Origin of the sequence: Jejuia spongiicola, from assembly GCF_023502325.1 — a bacterium.
Classification (GTDB): Bacteria; Bacteroidota; Bacteroidia; order Flavobacteriales; family Flavobacteriaceae; genus Wocania_A; species Wocania_A spongiicola.
On sequence record NZ_JAMFLZ010000009.1, the window covers coordinates 74,911 to 91,911 of the forward strand.

At 31.8% G+C, this 17,001-nt stretch carries 21 protein-coding genes and 5 tRNA genes; 4 read left to right on the forward strand and 22 right to left on the reverse strand.

From position 1 onward, the window contains the following. Positions 1–103 precede the first annotated feature (103 nt). The 21 genes from rplL to M3P09_RS16075 all read right to left on the reverse strand — a co-directional run bounded on the left by rplL (position 104) and on the right by M3P09_RS16075 (position 13,100). The gene (gene rplL, locus M3P09_RS15975; protein ID WP_099562913.1) at positions 104–478 is read right to left on the reverse strand and encodes a 50S ribosomal protein L7/L12; all 375 of its coding nucleotides are present in this window, start codon (positions 476–478) and stop codon (positions 104–106) included. A gap of 62 nt (positions 479–540) precedes the next feature. Beyond that, positions 541–1,062: a 50S ribosomal protein L10 gene (gene rplJ, locus M3P09_RS15980; RefSeq protein ID WP_099562914.1), complete on the reverse strand. Its 522-nt coding sequence runs from the start codon at positions 1,060–1,062 to the stop codon at positions 541–543. Positions 1,063–1,082: 20 nt separating this feature from the next. Beyond that, positions 1,083–1,772 (reverse strand): 50S ribosomal protein L1, encoded by a 690-nt coding sequence (rplA, locus tag M3P09_RS15985; protein ID WP_099562915.1) that lies wholly within the window; start codon positions 1,770–1,772, stop codon positions 1,083–1,085. A gap of 20 nt (positions 1,773–1,792) precedes the next feature. Continuing rightward, entirely contained in the window at positions 1,793–2,230 is a 438-nt protein-coding gene (rplK, locus tag M3P09_RS15990; protein ID WP_099562916.1) for a 50S ribosomal protein L11, read from the reverse strand. Between the two features lie 71 nt (positions 2,231–2,301). Beyond that, positions 2,302–2,856 (reverse strand): transcription termination/antitermination protein NusG, encoded by a 555-nt coding sequence (gene nusG, locus M3P09_RS15995; RefSeq protein WP_099562917.1) that lies wholly within the window; start codon positions 2,854–2,856, stop codon positions 2,302–2,304. Positions 2,857–2,866: 10 nt separating this feature from the next. Continuing rightward, positions 2,867–3,064, reverse strand: coding sequence for a preprotein translocase subunit SecE (secE, locus tag M3P09_RS16000; protein WP_099562918.1), 198 nt, complete (start codon positions 3,062–3,064; stop codon positions 2,867–2,869). 20 nt (positions 3,065–3,084) lie between these two features. After that, a tRNA-Trp gene (locus M3P09_RS16005) sits at positions 3,085–3,157 on the reverse strand. A 66-nt stretch (positions 3,158–3,223) separates the two neighbouring features. Next, the gene (gene tuf / locus M3P09_RS16010; RefSeq protein ID WP_099562919.1) at positions 3,224–4,411 is read right to left on the reverse strand and encodes an elongation factor Tu; all 1,188 of its coding nucleotides are present in this window, start codon (positions 4,409–4,411) and stop codon (positions 3,224–3,226) included. Positions 4,412–4,483: 72 nt separating this feature from the next. After that, a tRNA-Thr gene (locus M3P09_RS16015) sits at positions 4,484–4,555 on the reverse strand. Positions 4,556–4,646: 91 nt separating this feature from the next. Continuing rightward, positions 4,647–4,719: transfer RNA gene (locus M3P09_RS16020), tRNA-Gly, on the reverse strand. A gap of 63 nt (positions 4,720–4,782) precedes the next feature. Continuing rightward, positions 4,783–4,864 (reverse strand) — tRNA-Tyr (locus M3P09_RS16025). Between the two features lie 34 nt (positions 4,865–4,898). After that, a tRNA-Thr gene (locus M3P09_RS16030) sits at positions 4,899–4,972 on the reverse strand. A 100-nt stretch (positions 4,973–5,072) separates the two neighbouring features. Beyond that, entirely contained in the window at positions 5,073–5,375 is a 303-nt protein-coding gene (gene hpf, locus M3P09_RS16035) for a ribosome hibernation-promoting factor, HPF/YfiA family (RefSeq protein WP_099562920.1), read from the reverse strand. Positions 5,376–5,412: 37 nt separating this feature from the next. Beyond that, entirely contained in the window at positions 5,413–6,303 is an 891-nt protein-coding gene (locus M3P09_RS16040; RefSeq protein WP_249973899.1) for a tyrosine-type recombinase/integrase, read from the reverse strand. 153 nt (positions 6,304–6,456) lie between these two features. Continuing rightward, complete coding sequence (gene rpsU / locus M3P09_RS16045; RefSeq protein ID WP_249973900.1) at positions 6,457–6,651, reverse strand: 30S ribosomal protein S21; 195 nt, start codon at positions 6,649–6,651, stop codon at positions 6,457–6,459. Positions 6,652–6,736: 85 nt separating this feature from the next. Further along, positions 6,737–7,903 (reverse strand): acyl-CoA dehydrogenase family protein, encoded by a 1,167-nt coding sequence (locus M3P09_RS16050; protein WP_249973901.1) that lies wholly within the window; start codon positions 7,901–7,903, stop codon positions 6,737–6,739. 29 nt (positions 7,904–7,932) lie between these two features. Beyond that, positions 7,933–8,802 carry a ComEA family DNA-binding protein gene (locus tag M3P09_RS16055; protein WP_249973902.1) on the reverse strand — a complete coding sequence of 290 codons (870 nt, stop codon included), beginning with the start codon at positions 8,800–8,802 and terminating at the stop codon, positions 7,933–7,935. A 16-nt stretch (positions 8,803–8,818) separates the two neighbouring features. Further along, positions 8,819–10,465, reverse strand: coding sequence for an alanine/glycine:cation symporter family protein (locus tag M3P09_RS16060; protein WP_099562924.1), 1,647 nt, complete (start codon positions 10,463–10,465; stop codon positions 8,819–8,821). 109 nt (positions 10,466–10,574) lie between these two features. Beyond that, positions 10,575–11,588 carry a potassium channel family protein gene (locus tag M3P09_RS16065; protein ID WP_099562925.1) on the reverse strand — a complete coding sequence of 338 codons (1,014 nt, stop codon included), beginning with the start codon at positions 11,586–11,588 and terminating at the stop codon, positions 10,575–10,577. Then, a complete protein-coding gene (locus tag M3P09_RS16070; RefSeq protein WP_099562926.1) occupies positions 11,585–11,812 on the reverse strand; it encodes a PspC domain-containing protein in 228 nt (75 codons plus the stop codon). The genes M3P09_RS16065 and M3P09_RS16070 overlap by 4 nt, the downstream gene beginning before the upstream one ends. A gap of 16 nt (positions 11,813–11,828) precedes the next feature. After that, positions 11,829–13,100, reverse strand: a complete 1,272-nt coding sequence (locus M3P09_RS16075; protein ID WP_249973903.1) for a DUF2851 family protein — start codon at positions 13,098–13,100, stop codon at positions 11,829–11,831. A gap of 99 nt (positions 13,101–13,199) precedes the next feature. Here M3P09_RS16075 and M3P09_RS16080 point away from each other — a divergent pair, with 99 nt between their 5' ends. The 3 genes from M3P09_RS16080 (at position 13,200) to M3P09_RS16090 (ending at position 15,116) form a co-directional block, all read left to right on the forward strand. After that, positions 13,200–14,030 carry a cyclase family protein gene (locus tag M3P09_RS16080; RefSeq protein WP_099562928.1) on the forward strand — a complete coding sequence of 277 codons (831 nt, stop codon included), beginning with the start codon at positions 13,200–13,202 and terminating at the stop codon, positions 14,028–14,030. An 82-nt stretch (positions 14,031–14,112) separates the two neighbouring features. Beyond that, entirely contained in the window at positions 14,113–14,508 is a 396-nt protein-coding gene (locus tag M3P09_RS16085; RefSeq protein ID WP_249973904.1) for a DUF2721 domain-containing protein, read from the forward strand. Positions 14,509–14,564: 56 nt separating this feature from the next. Continuing rightward, positions 14,565–15,116, forward strand: a complete 552-nt coding sequence (locus tag M3P09_RS16090) for a hypothetical protein (protein ID WP_249973905.1) — start codon at positions 14,565–14,567, stop codon at positions 15,114–15,116. A gap of 90 nt (positions 15,117–15,206) precedes the next feature. Here M3P09_RS16090 and M3P09_RS16095 read toward each other — a convergent pair whose 3' ends face one another. Then, complete coding sequence (locus M3P09_RS16095; protein WP_249973906.1) at positions 15,207–16,565, reverse strand: pyridoxal-phosphate dependent enzyme; 1,359 nt, start codon at positions 16,563–16,565, stop codon at positions 15,207–15,209. A gap of 213 nt (positions 16,566–16,778) precedes the next feature. On the opposite strand from M3P09_RS16095, the gene M3P09_RS16100 reads away from it, so the two are divergent. Then, positions 16,779–16,982, forward strand: a complete 204-nt coding sequence (locus tag M3P09_RS16100; protein WP_099562932.1) for a hypothetical protein — start codon at positions 16,779–16,781, stop codon at positions 16,980–16,982. Positions 16,983–17,001 lie beyond the last annotated feature (19 nt).

A 17,001-nucleotide genomic window follows, 5' to 3' on the forward strand; every position in this document is an offset into this window, starting at 1 on the left:
CTGTTTTGTAATTTTATTTGGTATATCATTATATACGCAAAATGGTTTAGGTCTTGAAGACTATGCTTCAGACCTAAACCTTTGTGTTTTTGAGTAGGTAAGCTTACTTAAGCTCAACCTCAGCTCCAGCCTCTTCTAAAGATGCTTTTAATGCTTCAGCTTCATCTTTAGTTACAGCTTCTTTGATAGCACTTGGTGCATCATCAACTAAACCTTTAGCTTCTTTTAATCCTAAACCAGTTAATTCTTTAACTAATTTTACAACTGCTAATTTAGAACCACCAGCTGCTTTTAAAATAACATCAAATTCAGTTTGAGCTTCTTCTTCTCCACCTCCAGCAGCAGGACCAGCAACAGCAACTGCAGCAGCAGCAGCAGGCTCGATACCATACTCATCTTTTAATATAGTTGCTAACTCATTTACTTCTTTTACTGATAAGTTAACTAATTGTTCTGCGAAATCTTTTAAATCTGCCATTTTTCTATCGTTTTAATAATTTTGTAATAATATGTTTGTAATAAAGTGCGTACTATTTAATACTATCCTTCTTTTTCAGATAGTGTTTTAATAATTCCAGCTAATTTCCCACCACTTGATTGAAGCGCTGAAATAACATTTTTAGCAGGCGATTGTAATAATGTAACAATCTCTCCTATCAATTCTTCTTTAGATTTGATATCTACTAACATGTCTAATTGCTCATCGCCAATATAAACTGCTTCCTCAATAAATGCTCCTTTTAATAAAGGTTTATCTGATTTTTTACGGAAGGTTTTTATTAACTTAGCTGGTACATTACCAGTTTCAGAATACATCACTGATGTATTTCCTTTTAAAACTGTTGGAAGTTCACCAAATTCTCTATCTGACGCTTCCATTGCTTTTTCAAGTAATGTATTTTTAACTACTGCTAATTTTACGTTGGCTTTAAAACAAGCACGACGTAAATTTGAAGTTGTAACTGCATTTAATCCTGAAATATCTGTTAAATAGATATTTGCATTATTAGCTAATTCTGCAGTTAAGTCCTCAATTACTTGTGATTTTTCTTCTCTTGTCATAATTTAAAGTTTTAACTTAATTAACCAATTTTTGGATCAACAGCTATACTTGGGCTCATTGTAGAAGACATAAATATGCTTTTTACATATGTACCTTTTGCAGTTGTTGGTTTTAGTTTCATTAATGTTGTTAATAATTCATTTGCATTACCTGCAATTTTATCAGCACTAAATGATGCTTTTCCTATAGCAGCGTGTACAATACCTGTTTTATCAACTTTAAAGTCAATTTTACCAGCTTTTACTTCTGTTACAGCTTTAGCAACATCCATAGTTACTGTACCTGTTTTTGGGTTTGGCATTAAACCACGAGGGCCTAAAACACGTCCTAAAGGACCTAATTTACCCATAACACTTGGCATAGTAATAATAACATCAACGTCTGTCCAACCACTCTTGATTTTATCAAGATACTCATCTAAACCAACGTAATCTGCTCCAGCTTCTTTAGCTTCGGCTTCTTTATCTGGTGTTACTAATGCTAATACTTTTATATCCTTACCTGTTCCGTGTGGAAGTGAAACCACTCCTCTTACCATCTGATTTGCTTTACGAGGATCTACTCCTAAACGCACTGCTAAATCAATTGATGAGTCGAACTTAGTATTGGTAATTTCCTTTATTAATGCTGATGCTTCATCAACAGAATAAATTTTACCTTTTTCAATTTTTGCTAAAGCCTCTTTTTGCTTTTTTGTTAATCTTGCCATTTTCTAATGTCTTTTATAGATTAAGAAGGAAATTTTCCTGTTACGGTTATTCCCATCGATCTTGCTGTACCAGCAACCATTCTCATAGCAGACTCTGTAGTAAATGCATTTAAATCTACCATTTTGTCTTCTGCAATAGTTTTAACCTGATCCCAAGATACTTTAGCTACTTTTTTTCGGTTTGGCTCTCCAGAACCTTTCTTCACCTTAGCTGCTTCTAATAATTGTACAGCTGCTGGTGGAGTTTTGATTACAAAGTCAAATGATTTGTCTTTGTAAACAGATATAACCACTGGTAATACTTTACCTGGCTTATCTTGGGTTCTGGCATTGAATTGCTTACAGAACTCCATGATGTTAACACCTGCAGCTCCTAAAGCGGGTCCAACCGGTGGCGATGGATTCGCAGCACCTCCCCGAACTTGTAACTTAACTACTTTACCTAATTCTTTTGCCATTTTTAATAATTTAATTTTGATGTTATCTTTCTTTTGGAAGCGAAAGATTCATCTATCTTAATGTAACACTATTATACTTTTTCTACTTGCATATAACTTAATTCTAATGGTGTTTTTCTTCCGAAAATTTTAACCATAACTTCAAGTTTACGCTTTTCTTCATTTATTTTTTCTATCGTACCATCAAATCCATTAAAAGGACCATCAATAACTTTCACAGTTTCTCCTTTAGTAAAAGGTATAGCAACATTGGCATTTTCTTCTACTGCCAATTCATCAACTTTACCTAACATTCTGTTTACTTCAGATTGTCTTAATGGCACAGGGTCTCCTCCTTTTGTTTCTCCTAAAAACCCAATTACATTTGTAACAGATCTAATAATATGAGGAACTTCTCCTGTTAAGTTGGCTTGAACCATTATATATCCTGGAAAAAAAACTTTTTCCTTATGAATTTTTTTTCCGTTACGAATCTGGATAACTCTTTCTGTAGGTACTAGTACTTGGTCAACATAATCTTGTAAACCTAAACGAGCAATTTCATTTTCGATATAGGTTTTAATTTTGTTTTCCTGACCACTTACAGCCCTAACAACATACCATTTTTTTTCGCTTACTTCAGACATAAATTTGTTTTTAACCGTTAATCCAATCAAAGTAAAATGTTATGGCTTTGCTGAATACTGTATCTACTCCCCATATTGCAAGAGAGAATATAATTGAAAATACCGCAACTAGAACTGTTAAACTTTGTGCCTCAGCCCATGTAGGCCATGTTACATTGTTCTTTAGTTCTCCAAATGATTCCTTTATATAATTTACAATTCCAGCCATTTATTTTTATTCTTTATTAGCACGGGTTGAGAGACTCGAACTCCCGACACCTGGTTTTGGAGACCAGTGCTCTACCAACTGAGCTAAACCCGTAAATATAAGTCAAAAGGCATCACGTTAATACGTGATACCTTGACTCTATATTTATTAAACTTTTATTTAGTCTAAAATTTCAGTTACCTGACCTGCACCAACTGTTCTACCACCTTCACGGATAGCGAAACGTAATCCTACGTTCATTGCAATTGTGTTAATTAACTCAACAGTAATAGTTAAGTTATCTCCAGGCATTACCATTTCAACTCCATCAGGAAGCGCAATGTTTCCAGTTACATCAGTTGTACGAACGTAAAACTGAGGACGGTAGTTATTATGGAATGGAGTGTGACGTCCACCTTCTTCTTTTTTAAGGATATAAACCTCAGCTTTGAATTTAGCGTGAGGAGTTACAGAACCTGGTTTACAGATTACCATTCCTCTAGAGATTTGAGATTTCTCAATACCTCTTAATAAGATACCAGCGTTATCTCCAGCTTCACCTCTATCTAATATTTGACGGAACATCTCGATACCAGTAATTGTAGAAGTTAATTTCTCAGCTCCCATACCAATAATCTCTACAGGATCTCCTGTGTTAGCAATACCAGTTTCAATACGACCAGTAGCAACAGTACCACGACCAGTAATAGAGAATACATCTTCAATTGGCATTAAGAAATCTTTATCAACTTCTCTTAATGGCTCTTCAATCCAAGTATCACAAGCTTCCATTAATTCCATTACTGTATCAACCCACTTTTGCTCACCGTTAAGTGCACCTAAAGCAGAACCAGCAATTACAGGTCCATTATCTCCATCGTACTCATAGAAAGATAATAAATCTCTGATTTCCATATCTACTAATTCTAGTAACTCTTCATCATCAACCATATCCACTTTATTCATGAATACAACGATACGAGGAATACCTACTTGACGACCTAATAAGATGTGCTCACGAGTTTGTGGCATAGGACCATCAGTGGCAGCTACTACTAAAATAGCACCATCCATTTGAGCAGCACCAGTAACCATGTTCTTTACGTAATCGGCGTGACCTGGACAGTCAACGTGAGCGTAATGACGATTTGCTGTTGCATATTCTACGTGAGATGTATTAATTGTTATACCTCTTTCTTTTTCTTCAGGAGCGTTATCGATTTGATCGAAATCTTTTGCTTCTGACAAACCTGCATCAGCTAATACTTTAGTAATAGCAGCAGTTAAAGTTGTTTTACCGTGATCTACGTGTCCAATTGTACCAATATTTAAGTGTGGTTTTGAACGATCGAAAGTTGCCTTTGCCATGTTTTTAAATAATTTTAATCTTAGTTATATAATAATATTAGTGTATTCTGTTTTTTTATACTCTATAATTAGAGCCAATGACGAGATTTGAACTCGTGACCTCTTCCTTACCAAGGAAACGCTCTACCCCTGAGCTACACCGGCGTAAAGTTTTTATTTCCTATTCTCTCAAATAACCTCTGTTAAAGGTTACATTAAATGAAAGAAGAGATTCCTGCCTTCGCAGGAATTTTAGAGCGAGAGACCGGGTTCGAACCGGCGACATTCAGCTTGGAAGGCTGACGCTCTACCAACTGAGCTACTCTCGCAATTTTAACAAGCTAAAAACTTGTTTGGATTCAAAATTTCAAATAAAAATCTTAAAAAAGTTGTGGGGAGAGCAGGATTCGAACCTGCGAAGACGTAGTCAGCAGATTTACAGTCTGCCCTCGTTGGCCGCTTGAGTATCTCCCCAATTAACTTATTTTTCAATCTTTTTAAGAACTTGAGCCGATGGAGGGACTCGAACCCACGACCTGCTGATTACAAATCAGCTGCTCTAGCCAGCTGAGCTACATCGGCTTTTTTACACTTTTTACGCATAAAAAAAGCCCGCTATTTCTAACGGACTGCAAATGTATAGATTTATTTTTTTATTCAAAACATTTTTTGAAAAATTTTATTATAAATGTGCTCTTAATTTTTCTTTTCTTTTTTTAAGTTGTCTTTCTAGTGATGATACAGCCATATCAGCACCTTCTTCAAAGCTTTTGCATTGTTTTTTTACTACAAAACTATCACCTGGAACACTTACTCTGGCTTCGAAAATTTTATTTTCTTTGTCGCTTGTGTTTTCTAACTTTAAATAAACATCAGATTTTATAACTTTATCATAAAACATATCTAACTTATCCATTCGCTTTTGAATAAAATCTATTAACTTTTGGTCAGCATTAAAATTGACTGATTGCGTGTTTACTTTCATACTTTTGTTTTTTGGTTAGACAATAAAACTTTGCTTTCTATTTTTCGCTCCTTGGATGTGCTTTTACATGCACTTTTTTAAGTTCGGCTATACTATTATGTGTATAAACTTGTGTTGCCGCTAAACTTGAATGCCCCAAGAGCTCTTTGACAGCATTTAAATCTGCACCTTGGTTAAGTAAATGAGTAGCAAAAGAGTGTCTTAATATATGAGGACTCTTTTTTACTTTACTAGATGCTAAACTAAAATACTCATTTATTATTCTGTAAACAAGTGTTTCGTATATTTTAACTCCTTTTTTCGTTAAAAATAAAATATCAACATCTTTAATACTTTCTAATTTATTTCTAAAACTTAAATAACTACTTATTGTTTGCACAACAGGTTCTAATAACGGAACAATACGTTCTTTATTTCTCTTTCCAAGTACTTTTAACGTTTTATTATCTAAGTTAACATTTATTAACTTTAGCTCAACTAACTCAATCCTCCTTATCCCAGTTGAGTAAAATAATTCTATTATTAATTTGTTTCGAGTGCTCTCAAAATCGTTTCCAAAATGTATGTCGTTCAAAACAGTCATTATTTCGTTTTCTGAAAAAGGAACCTGAACTTTTTTACTCGTTTTTAATGCTTTGTGTTTAGAAAGAGGGTTGGTTTCAATATCACCAATTTTTAAAAGGAACTTATAATATGTGTTTAATGCTGAGACTTTTCTATTTATACTTCTATTAGAAATTTCATTTTCTACCATTGAAACTATCCAACTTCTTATTTGAGAATAGTTAACATTATTAATGGTATTAGCTTCGTATTCGTTTTTTATGAACTCTGAAAAAAATTCTAAGTCTTTTTTGTATGCATTTACAGTTAATACTGAATAGTTTTTTTCGAGCGATAAATAATCTGTAAATGATTTGAATAACATTTTTTAATGTTCAAGATACAAAGTTTTAATTAAGTTAAAACAAAAAAATCCCACTTGAGGTGGGATTTAATATTGTTTTAGAGATTTTTGCTTTTAAAAGATGAAAGCTTAAAATGAAGCTTTGCCGCAATTCATAAAAGAATTCATTATAAACTATACTTCTTCTGCATCTCTTAATCTTTGTATGTATTGAGCTTTTTGTATTTGTGCTCTACGAACTATTGAAGGTTTTTTAAACTGCTTACGCTCTTGCAACTGATTCTTAATAGTTGTTTTAACAAACTTACGTTTGTAACGCTTTAACGCTCTATCTATATTTTCTCCTTCTTTTACAGGTATTATTAACATAGTGTCTTAACCTCCTCTCTTTTAAATTTTGTGGGTGCAAATATATAAATAATTACGAATTCTAAATTTTAAATTTTAAATTATTTTATGTTGCAGGTTTATACTCCTTTTTATCAATAATAATTTTTGCTAAAATTTCTTTAAGTATCTCTGAAGTCCCTCCTCCTATTGGTCCCAGTCTGCTATCGCGCAAAAGTCTTGCCATTGGATAATCTTCCATATAACCGTAGCCACCTAAAAATTGCAAGCATTGATAGATAACCTCATCTGCCATTTTTGTAGATTTCAACTTAGACATTGTAGCTTCTTTTACCACATATTCACCTTTATTTAATCGGTAAGCAACAGAATAATTAAACTCTTTACAAATTTCCATATCTGTATATAATTCTGCAACTGAGTGTCTTAAAGCCTGAAATTTATCGATAGATTTACCAAATGCCATACGCTCAGACATGTATTGCAGCGCATACTCTAAAGCATATTCTGCTCTTGCATGTGCATTAACTCCCATAACTAAGCGTTCTAAAGAGAAATGTTGCATTATGTATGGAAAGCCTTTGTTCTCCTCACCCATTAAATTACTTGCTGGAACTTTTACATTGTCAAAAGCTATTTCGCCTGTATCAGACGCTCTCCAACCTAACTTATCCAATTTGGTTGCTGATACACCTGGAGTTTCTCTATCTATAACAAAAATACTAATACCTTTATTACCCAATTCTGGGTTAGTTTTTGCGGCAACAACCAAATAATCACTTACCACTCCGTTAGTTATAAAAGTTTTTGATCCGTTTATAATATAATCATTTCCATTCCTAACTGCTGTTGTTCTCATTCCTGCTACATCGCTACCTCCAAAAGGTTCAGTAATACATAAACATCCTATTTTATCACCTGAAATACTTGGAGCTAAATAACGCTCTTTTATATCATGATTACCTTCTGCATTAAGGTGTGTCATTGCTAAATAACAATGTGCCCAAATTGCAGCAGCAAAACCTCCAGAATTTATTTTTTGAAGTTCTTCAAGAAGTATAACGGTATAGAAAAGATCTAAATTTAAGCCGCCATAAGCTTCAGGATAATTGATACCGAAGAAACCCATATCTCCAAATTTTTTCCAAATAAAGCGCTCAATATTCCCTGTGCTTTCCCACTTATCAATATATGGAACGACTTCTTTGTTTAAAAAATCTTGCAAACTTTCTCTAAAAAGTTGATGTTCTTCTGTGAAGTACATAGTATTCATTAGCATTTTTTTCTTCCGATATTACGGTATTAATCAAGCGACAAATATAATTTAATTATCTCGATTTTATTTATTGGAAAGCCCTTTACTTTTAATAATTCATCTAATGATTTAAATCCCTCCCTTAATTTTCTTTGTTCGACAATATCATGTGCCAAATCATAATCGATATGCTGAATATTAACAAGGTCTTCTATTTCTGCTTTGTTTATACTTATCTTTTTAATGCTCTTTGGGGTTTTAACAGTAAATTGATTTGTGATTTTGTTAATTAATTCAGGTGTTAATCCGTAAACATCTTGAAGTTGTACATCGCCAATAAAACCACCAACAAATTTGTTTCTAAATTTTATAATACGCATTGATAAAACCTCACCTACACCATTCACTTTTTGCAGTTGTTTTGCTGTTACTGTGTTTAAATCTTGTTTTTGAGCAAATGTTTTAGGAGTACTATTATAATAGACTACTGAATTGACTCTTTGCTTTGGCTTGGTTACCCAATCTGGAAATTTAAAATACGGCGATATTGCATTTAAAAGAGAATCAGACACTTTGGTTATCTCTTGAAATTCTTTTACTGAATTTATCCACTTATTTTGCTTTCTATATGCATGTAGTCTGTCAATCTCTTCATTTGACATGCCTAACGAAGCCCCTTTAAAATCAGTTATATAATTGGGGTTAAATGGGAATGTCTTTGGTTTCCTTCTTTCAAGTTCTACTAATTTTAACGAATCTATTTCATTCTGAAATTTTTCAAGTTCTTTTTGATTTACTATTATTTCTTCTGAAGGTGCATCAATAAAAAAATAAGCGCATTGCAATATTATTATAAACAGTATTAATAAAAAAATCCCATTTCGCTGTTTTTTAGAAAACGTGAAATGGGATTTCATATTAATGTATTTTATATTATTCTTTACTAGATTTTATTGCGCCTACATACTTACTCATTTCCTCTCTTACTTTAGGGAATAAGAAGAATAACCCTATCATATTTGGAAACACTAATGCTAGAATCATGGCATCAGAAAATTTAATAACAGCATCCAAAGTTGCAGCAGCTCCAATTATAACAAATAGTAAAAATAAAATCTTATAAACCATATCAGCTCTTTTCCCTTTACCAAATAAATATTTCCATGATTGTAAGCCATAATATGACCAAGAAATCATGGTAGAAAATGCGAATAAAACTATAGCTATTGTTAATATATATGAGAAGCCAGGAATTACAGAATCAAAAGCCATAGAGGTTAAGTCTACACCTCCTACAGAACTTCCATCTACATTTAATAATACACTACTACTCGAGTCGCCTGCAGCACCATATTGAAAAACACTTTGCATATTGGTACCATCTATATTAAAAAAGATAATTACTAGCGCAGTCATAGTACAAATAACAACAGTATCAATAAACGGTTCTAAAAGCGCTACAACCCCTTCCGAGGCTGGATATTTTGTTTTTACTGCTGAGTGAGCAATGGCAGCTGAACCAGCTCCAGCTTCGTTAGAAAATGCTGCTCTTTGAAAACCAACAATAAGGACTCCTACCAAACCACCAAGGCCTGCCATTGGAGTAAATGCTCCTTCAAAAATTAATCCAAATGCTTTTCCTACGTAATTAATGTTTGCAAAAATTATTACTAAAGCAGCTAATACATATATTCCAGCCATAAATGGCACTATTTTCTCTGTTATTTTAGCAATTCTTTTAATACCACCAATAATCACTATTCCTACAAGAACTGCTAGAATAAAACCTATTATCAGTCCTGTAGCTCCTCCTTGTAAACCAAACAATGAACTTAATTGAACTGCCGCTTGATTAGACTGAAAAGCATTACCTCCTCCAAATGATGCTCCTACACAAAGTATCGCAAAAAGAGCAGCCAATACCTTTCCTATTCCTGCAAAACCTCTTTCTTTTAATCCTTTAGAAAGGTAATACATAGGACCTCCATAAACGGTTCCATCGTCTCCAACATCTCTATATTTTACTCCAAGAGTACATTCAACAAATTTTGTAGCCATTCCTATTAACCCACAAACAATCATCCAAAATGTCGCGCCTGGACCACCAAGTGCTATAGCTACAGCTACGCCTGCTATATTACCTAAACCTACAGTTCCAGAAACAGCCGTTGCAAGCGCCTGAAAATGAGAAACCTCTCCTTCTTGACTTTCATCTTTAATAGTACCAATAACATCTCCATCTACAGCTAATCCTGCTTCGTCATCTGCTCCATCAATAGCTTCATGATGATCTATTTCATCATACTTACCTCTTACTGTATTTATAGCTAATCCAAATTTTGTAACACTTGGAAATCTAAAATAAACTGTAAAAAATGTTGCTCCCGCTACCAATAAAATTACTACAAATGGGACATTATACTCCCCTATAGGAATTGTAGTAAGTACAAAGCCTTCCCACCAAGTTGCCACCGGCATAAATGCATCATTAACCCTTTCATCTAGGCCTTTTTCTGCTTCTTGTGCAAATGTTAAAAATGGTAATATTAATGTGAAAATTGAAAGAAGATACTTCTTCATAATAAATTTGTTGTTAGTTAGTTTTATTAAATAATATGCATTTAAAAGCTAGCAAGATGCTAAAAAAAAATGATTTTTTAAAACAATTGATTGTTAAAATGCGAATCCATTAATTTATATTATATACAGAATTAAGTACATCTATTTGTTCTGGTCGACCCAAAACTATAATCTTTGAATTTGGTGCTAAGTCTAAATCTGCTTCAGGGTTTACTATGTATTCTCCATTTTCATTTTTATAACCAATTACAGTACAACCTGTTACTTTTCTTAAATCTAAATCTTTAATAGTTTTAATTTCTTTGGTTAATTTTTCAATAGCAATTTCTTCAATATTTATATTTGATTTTCCAACAATAGAAAGGTTATCTACAAATTCCATTAACCCAGGAACTACAACTAAAGATGCCATGTGATCACCTCCTATTTTATCTGGTAAAATAACATTATTAGCACCTGCGAGTTTTAACTTTTGATACGATGTTTCTTGAGAAGCTCTACTTATAATATTTATATTTTTATTTATTTGTCTTGTAGAAAGCACTATAAATAAATTATCTGCATCATTTGGTAAGGCCGATATTAAGCAGGAAGCTCTATCTACACCAGCTTGTAATAGCACTTCGTCTTCACTAGCATTACCTAAAACAAACGGCATGAGTTCATTTTCAATTTTATCAACCAATTCCTTATCTTTTTCAATAATAACAAATGGTTTATTATAAGCCAATAACTTAGTTGCAGCTTGTCTCCCATTTCTTCCATAGCCACAAATAATAATGTGCCCTTTTAATTTATCAATCTTTTTCTGCATCTTTTTTTGTTTTAATTCTTCAAAATTATTTTTGCTTAAAATATATTCAGTAATTACAGACAAGGCATATCCTAAAATAAAAACACTAGTTAAAATTAAAGATATAGTAAAAACTTTAGTAGCATCGTCTAACGGGTGTACTTCTTTAAAACCAACTGTAGTAACAGTTATTACTGTCATATATAGCGCATCAATCCATGTATAATTAGACATAGATTTAAAACCAACAACACCAATAAACAACAATAGAATCAACAGAATAACTGCTGTATAAATTTTTGTTCTAAAAATTTTTATTAGCTGGTTCATAAATCAAAAACAGATGAGCGTTTTGTATATACTATATCTTTTATACGCATCCAAAAAGCCATAAATAAGTAAAGTGCAAAACCAAAACCTAAGGTTACAAAAGTTAAATACATAAACGAGGTACGTACTACCTTTGCTCTAATACCCAATCTATCAGCAATTCGCTGACACACATAGTAACCATGCTTTTGAAAATATAACAGAGATTTGTAGATAATATTCATGCTGCAATTTAACAATTTATTTAGTTAATAAGCTATTCCCTATTGTACATTGTAAACATTTATTTTTATTACAATATTCATTCTTTAATTGTAGTAAAGCTTGAGATTGCAGCGCAGAGTTTGACACTTTTTTTAATGAATTAAACTTTTGGGTAATATTATTTTTTTCAGAAACTATTTGTTGTATTAATTTTACAATGTCTTCTTCTATTTGTTTCCCTTGATATATGGCATAAGTAAACTTTATTGGAATAATAGTATTAATTATTAATAAATCTATAAACGCCTTGCTAAGTCGCTTTTTTGATTTTTTAGAATCCTTATCAAAAGTATAATGTGATTCCCAAAAGGGAGAAGTCTCAATTGAAAAGAGCGTATAGAAATCTTTGATGGTAAGTATTTCATTAATTTTAGAAAACAAGTTTTGCTCTTTATTATACAGACCTGCCAGTTGTGATAATCGAATGGTGGGAAAATTTGATGGTCGTAATCTAAAAAACTTAATCGGTGTTATGTTTTCATTAAATAAGCTGAATTTTTGCTTTAAAAATTGGTGTTCCTTAATTAAATTTTGAAAATAAGAATCTTGAATATCTCCACTTAACAAGTCAGCTTGACCAAAAAATAAAGCCTCCAAACTGGTTTGATTGTTTTGTAATTTTCTAATGATTGAAAAATCTATAGTATTTGCCATACTCAAAAAGGCATCTGCATTTACTTTAAGTCCAAAATTTTTAGCAAGCATTTTAAACAAAACTGCTTCCCAATCGTTTTTCGATATTTTTAAAAGTTGATTTATGCTCTCAGCTTTCCTCTCTAAGCGTTCAAAATATAAACGTTCCAACCAATTTTGCATCATAAAATCATCAATGTTTGCAAAGTCTTGTTCGCAATTAATCCATTTATTAGTTTTGGAAAATAATTGCTGGTAATTATTTAAAGCTGTTCTTGATATATACTCTTTTAGCTCTAAAGTAGGGATTGTTGTATTATCCTTTCTGTAAACATTTGTGTCGTGTTCCCAAACTACATGAAGAATTACATTATCGTAAGCTTTATCTTGTTCGTGATTATGCAAAAACCAATCAGATGATTTGATGTGAACTTCTAAATTTCCTACCCACAATTGGTTATCGATTTTTAGTTGTGCATTAAAAAAATCTGGACCTGCATTTAAATTATGCTGGCCAACAGACAGTATTGTAATTACTTCGTTATTTGTAGTTTTTAAATTTGTAACATCAATTTTTTTATGTTTCCACGTATAGTGGAGAAAATCTTCTTGCATGCAATAAATATAAAATTACAATGTATAAGCACCAAATCAAAAAGAGTTTATTCTAATCTAAATTAATTAATTTAGTAGATATCAACTAAACTTAAAATTATGAAACTCCTTTTAACTTATTTTTTAATCATACTTTTTTTACTAACTAGCTGTAATAAAAAACCCCCTCTGAAAGAATCTGAAGCAGTTCAAACTTCGGAAAACGAGTTTAAATATTCAAAAATAATTGATTTAACCCACGAATTTTCTGAAGAAACTGTCTATTGGGTAACAGCTAAAAAGTTTAAATTAGATACCGTTTTTAATGGCCATACTGACAAAGGTTTCTTTTATTCTGCCTATAATTTCTCTACTGCCGAACATGGTGGCACACACATTGATGCTCCCATTCATTTTTCAGAAAATAGTGAAACTGTAGATCAAATTCCTTTAAAAAATTTAATAGGACAGGCTATAAAAATTGATGTTTCTAAAAAGGCTATAAGTAACCCTGATTATCAAATTAGTGTTGAAGACTTAACAAACTGGGAAACAGAACAGCAAATGCAAATACCAAATGGTAGTATTGTTTTATTGCAAACTGGTTTTTCAAACTTTTATCCTAATCCAATTAAATATTTAGGAACAGACCAGCGTGGTGAAGATGCAGTGAAACTTTTACATTTCCCAGGGCTTTCTCCCGAAGCATCAGAATGGTTGGTGAAAAATAGAAATATACATGCCATTGGCATTGATACAGCCAGCATTGATTATGGACAATCACAACATTTTGGAAGCCATGTAAACTTAATGTCTCAAAACATTTCGGCCTTTGAAAACTTAACAAATCTTAATGAGTTGCCAAATACCGGTTTTTATATTGTAGCATTACCCATGAAAATTAAAGGTGGATCTGGCGCACCCTTAAGAATAGTGGCTTTATTGAATTAGAATATTTATTTAAAAGCCATTAATAAATAATTGAGAAACATTATTCTTTAATAAATGAATAAATTTGTAAAAAGCCTTATATATGGAACAACTTACTTTAACTACACCTGCACTTTTATTCTCAGCCATATCATTAATCATGCTCGCTTATACCAATAGGTTTTTGGCTTATGCAGCTATAATAAGGAACCTACATGATAAATATAAACAGGAAAAAGACTCCATATTAATCGCTCAAATAAAAAACATAAAACAACGCTTGTATTTAACACGATCTATGCAAATCTTTGGCATAAGTAGTTTGCTACTTTGTGTTTTAACTATGTTTTTAATTTATGTACAGCTGCATAATATTGCTATTTGGGTTTTTGGTTTTGCTCTTTTATTATTAATTATTTCGTTAAGTCTTTTAATAATCGAAATTCAAATTTCAGTAAAAGCTTTAGAACATCATATTAGTGATATTGAGAATAATTGATGACACATTAAAACATTCTATTATAAAGTCCTAATTTCTTTATTTTAATAAAACAAATGAAAAACAACTATTTTACCCTTATACTAATTCTTACTTGTGCTTTTGGGTTTTCTCAAAATTCAATCACAGTTATCTTAAAGAACGATAAGATTATAAAAGGCTCTGGCGTTCTAAAAAGAAAGTTTGTAAAAATTAAAAAAGTACAAAAAGTTAAATCGCAAAAAATAGATATTGAGAGGATAAGTAAAATTATTTATAAGAAGAAAGGGAAGTCTACAACTTTCTATTTCTTTAAAGATAACGAAGACGACCTTATTTCTTATTTACAATTAGTAATCGATGGAAACATGAATTTATACAGTAAATCTTTTATAAATTCAACAGGGTACGGTGCATTTGAAAGTACACATTATTACTTAAAACGTGATAATGAATCAAATGTTGTAATGTTAGGAGGGGGAACTGTTTGGGATAATTTCAAGAAAGAATCTGCTGAATACTTAAAAGATTGCCCAACTCTAGTTAAGAATATATCAGAATCAAAAAAAGGGTTTGCAAAAAAAGATGTGAAAAAAATAGTGAGATTTTACAACTCAAAGTGCAGATAAGTCTAAAAAGCACTTAGTAAAATATAAAATCAATTTCATATATAAGCTTATTTACGAAAATCCCTGCTTATTTTTCATTCAGTTTCAAAACTACAACGCACTAATAATATCGTACTTAGTAATAATTTGATGTGTACCATCTTCAAACTTTACTAAAACAGCATTATTATCTCTATCAAATAGTTTAGAAATATCTTCAATGTCTGTATTTTTACTAACCACAGGAAATGGTTTATGCATCACATCCTTTATTGGTAAATCTGAAATATCTTTATTCTCAATATACATGCGTAACAAATCGGCTTCATCAATAGCCCCAACAAATCCTGTAGAGTCTTCAACAGGAATTTGAGATATTTTATACTTTTTCATACGCTCGATGGCATGAGAAACTAATTCTTCAGTTTTTACCGTTATCAAAGTTTGATTTTCAGTGTTTTTTACAAGATCTTCGGCTGTTGTATTTTCATCTTCAATAAAACCACGTTCTCGCATCCATTCGTCATTAAACATTTTGCCAACATATCGGCTTCCATGGTCATGAAACAAAACTACTACAATATCATCTTTTGTAAACTCTTTTTCTAATTGTAATAAGCCTTTAATTGCAGAACCTGCAGAATTGCCTAAAAACATACCTTCTTCTTTGGCCAGTTTTTGCGTGTAAATTGCTGCGTCTTTATCTGTTACTTTAGTAAATCCATCAATAAGGCTAAAATCTACATTTTCCGGCAAAATATCTTCACCAATGCCTTCGGTTATATAAGGATAAATTTCATTTTCATCAAACTCTCCTGTTTCATGATATTTTTTAAATACAGAGCCATAAGTATCTACACCCCAAATTTTAATATTAGGGTTTTGTTCTTTTAAATATTTTCCAACACCAGAAATAGTACCACCAGTACCAACTCCTACCACAAAATGCGTAATCTTACCATCGGTTTGTTTCCAAATTTCTGGGCCTGTGCTTTCGTAATGTGCTTTGGCATTACTTGGGTTGTCGTATTGATTTACATACCATGAGTTTGGTGTTTCCTCACTTAATCGTTTAGAAACTGAATAATAACTTCTAGGGTCTGTAGGTTCTACATTTGTTGGGCATACCACAACTTTTGCTCCTACAGCTCTTAAAATATCCATTTTTTCTTTGGATTGCTTGTCGCTAATTACAAAAACACATTTGTAACCTTTTACAATCGCCGCTAAAGCTAGTCCCATGCCTGTATTACCAGATGTTCCTTCAATAATTGTACCTCCTGGTTTTAAACGACCATCAGCTTCGGCATCTTCAATCATTTTAAGCGCCATTCTATCTTTTGTAGAATTGCCTGGGTTAAAGGTTTCATATTTTGATAAAACTAAACATGGTAAACCTTTTGTTAAAGAATTCAATTTTACCAATGGTGTATTACCAATAGTTTCTAATATATTTTTTGCATATTCCATAGCTTGCAAAAATACATAAGTGTTTTAAAAAAGAAGAATTAGTTATAATTATTTTAATAAACTATGTTTCATTCATCGTATTTTTTAATTATTTCATCTTTTTACTATTGAGTTTCATCTATTTTAACAATCTCTTTGTCTAAAAACCACCTGATTATCAATTATTTAAAAAACAAAAAATTAATTTGGCACTCAACCCAAAAATACAATATTATGAAAACTAAAATTTTTGTTACCCTTATGTTAACTGCTGGTTTATTAGCCGGAAGCTCTGCTATTAAAGTAGATGTATGCCACAATGTGGATAATAATCCACATGTAATTAATATTGCATTACCAGCAGCAGTTATGCACTTAATTCAACATTCTGGAGATTCGCTAGGAAATTGTAGCTCTGGAGAAGAAAGTAGTAAATAAAGAATAAAAAAAGGCTTTG

Coding starts and splice junctions, on each gene's coding strand:
- hpf (WP_099562920.1), bottom strand. CDS start 5,375: ATGAAAGTAAACACGCAATCAGTCAATTTTAATGCTGACCAAAAGTTA.
- nusG (WP_099562917.1), bottom strand. CDS start 2,856: ATGTCTGAAGTAAGCGAAAAAAAATGGTATGTTGTTAGGGCTGTAAGT.
- M3P09_RS16050 (WP_249973901.1), bottom strand. CDS start 7,903: ATGAATACTATGTACTTCACAGAAGAACATCAACTTTTTAGAGAAAGT.
- M3P09_RS16090 (WP_249973905.1), top strand. CDS start 14,565: ATGAAAAACAACTATTTTACCCTTATACTAATTCTTACTTGTGCTTTT.
- secE (WP_099562918.1), bottom strand. CDS start 3,064: ATGGCTGGAATTGTAAATTATATAAAGGAATCATTTGGAGAACTAAAG.
- M3P09_RS16070 (WP_099562926.1), bottom strand. CDS start 11,812: ATGAATATTATCTACAAATCTCTGTTATATTTTCAAAAGCATGGTTAC.
- M3P09_RS16095 (WP_249973906.1), bottom strand. CDS start 16,565: ATGGAATATGCAAAAAATATATTAGAAACTATTGGTAATACACCATTG.
- M3P09_RS16065 (WP_099562925.1), bottom strand. CDS start 11,588: ATGAACCAGCTAATAAAAATTTTTAGAACAAAAATTTATACAGCAGTT.
- tuf (WP_099562919.1), bottom strand. CDS start 4,411: ATGGCAAAGGCAACTTTCGATCGTTCAAAACCACACTTAAATATTGGT.
- rplA (WP_099562915.1), bottom strand. CDS start 1,772: ATGGCAAGATTAACAAAAAAGCAAAAAGAGGCTTTAGCAAAAATTGAA.
- rplJ (WP_099562914.1), bottom strand. CDS start 1,062: ATGACAAGAGAAGAAAAATCACAAGTAATTGAGGACTTAACTGCAGAA.
- rplL (WP_099562913.1), bottom strand. CDS start 478: ATGGCAGATTTAAAAGATTTCGCAGAACAATTAGTTAACTTATCAGTA.
- M3P09_RS16055 (WP_249973902.1), bottom strand. CDS start 8,802: ATGAAATCCCATTTCACGTTTTCTAAAAAACAGCGAAATGGGATTTTT.
- M3P09_RS16080 (WP_099562928.1), top strand. CDS start 13,200: ATGAAACTCCTTTTAACTTATTTTTTAATCATACTTTTTTTACTAACT.
- M3P09_RS16075 (WP_249973903.1), bottom strand. CDS start 13,100: ATGCAAGAAGATTTTCTCCACTATACGTGGAAACATAAAAAAATTGAT.
- rpsU (WP_249973900.1), bottom strand. CDS start 6,651: ATGTTAATAATACCTGTAAAAGAAGGAGAAAATATAGATAGAGCGTTA.
- M3P09_RS16085 (WP_249973904.1), top strand. CDS start 14,113: ATGGAACAACTTACTTTAACTACACCTGCACTTTTATTCTCAGCCATA.
- M3P09_RS16100 (WP_099562932.1), top strand. CDS start 16,779: ATGAAAACTAAAATTTTTGTTACCCTTATGTTAACTGCTGGTTTATTA.
- rplK (WP_099562916.1), bottom strand. CDS start 2,230: ATGGCAAAAGAATTAGGTAAAGTAGTTAAGTTACAAGTTCGGGGAGGT.
- M3P09_RS16040 (WP_249973899.1), bottom strand. CDS start 6,303: ATGTTATTCAAATCATTTACAGATTATTTATCGCTCGAAAAAAACTAT.
- M3P09_RS16060 (WP_099562924.1), bottom strand. CDS start 10,465: ATGAAGAAGTATCTTCTTTCAATTTTCACATTAATATTACCATTTTTA.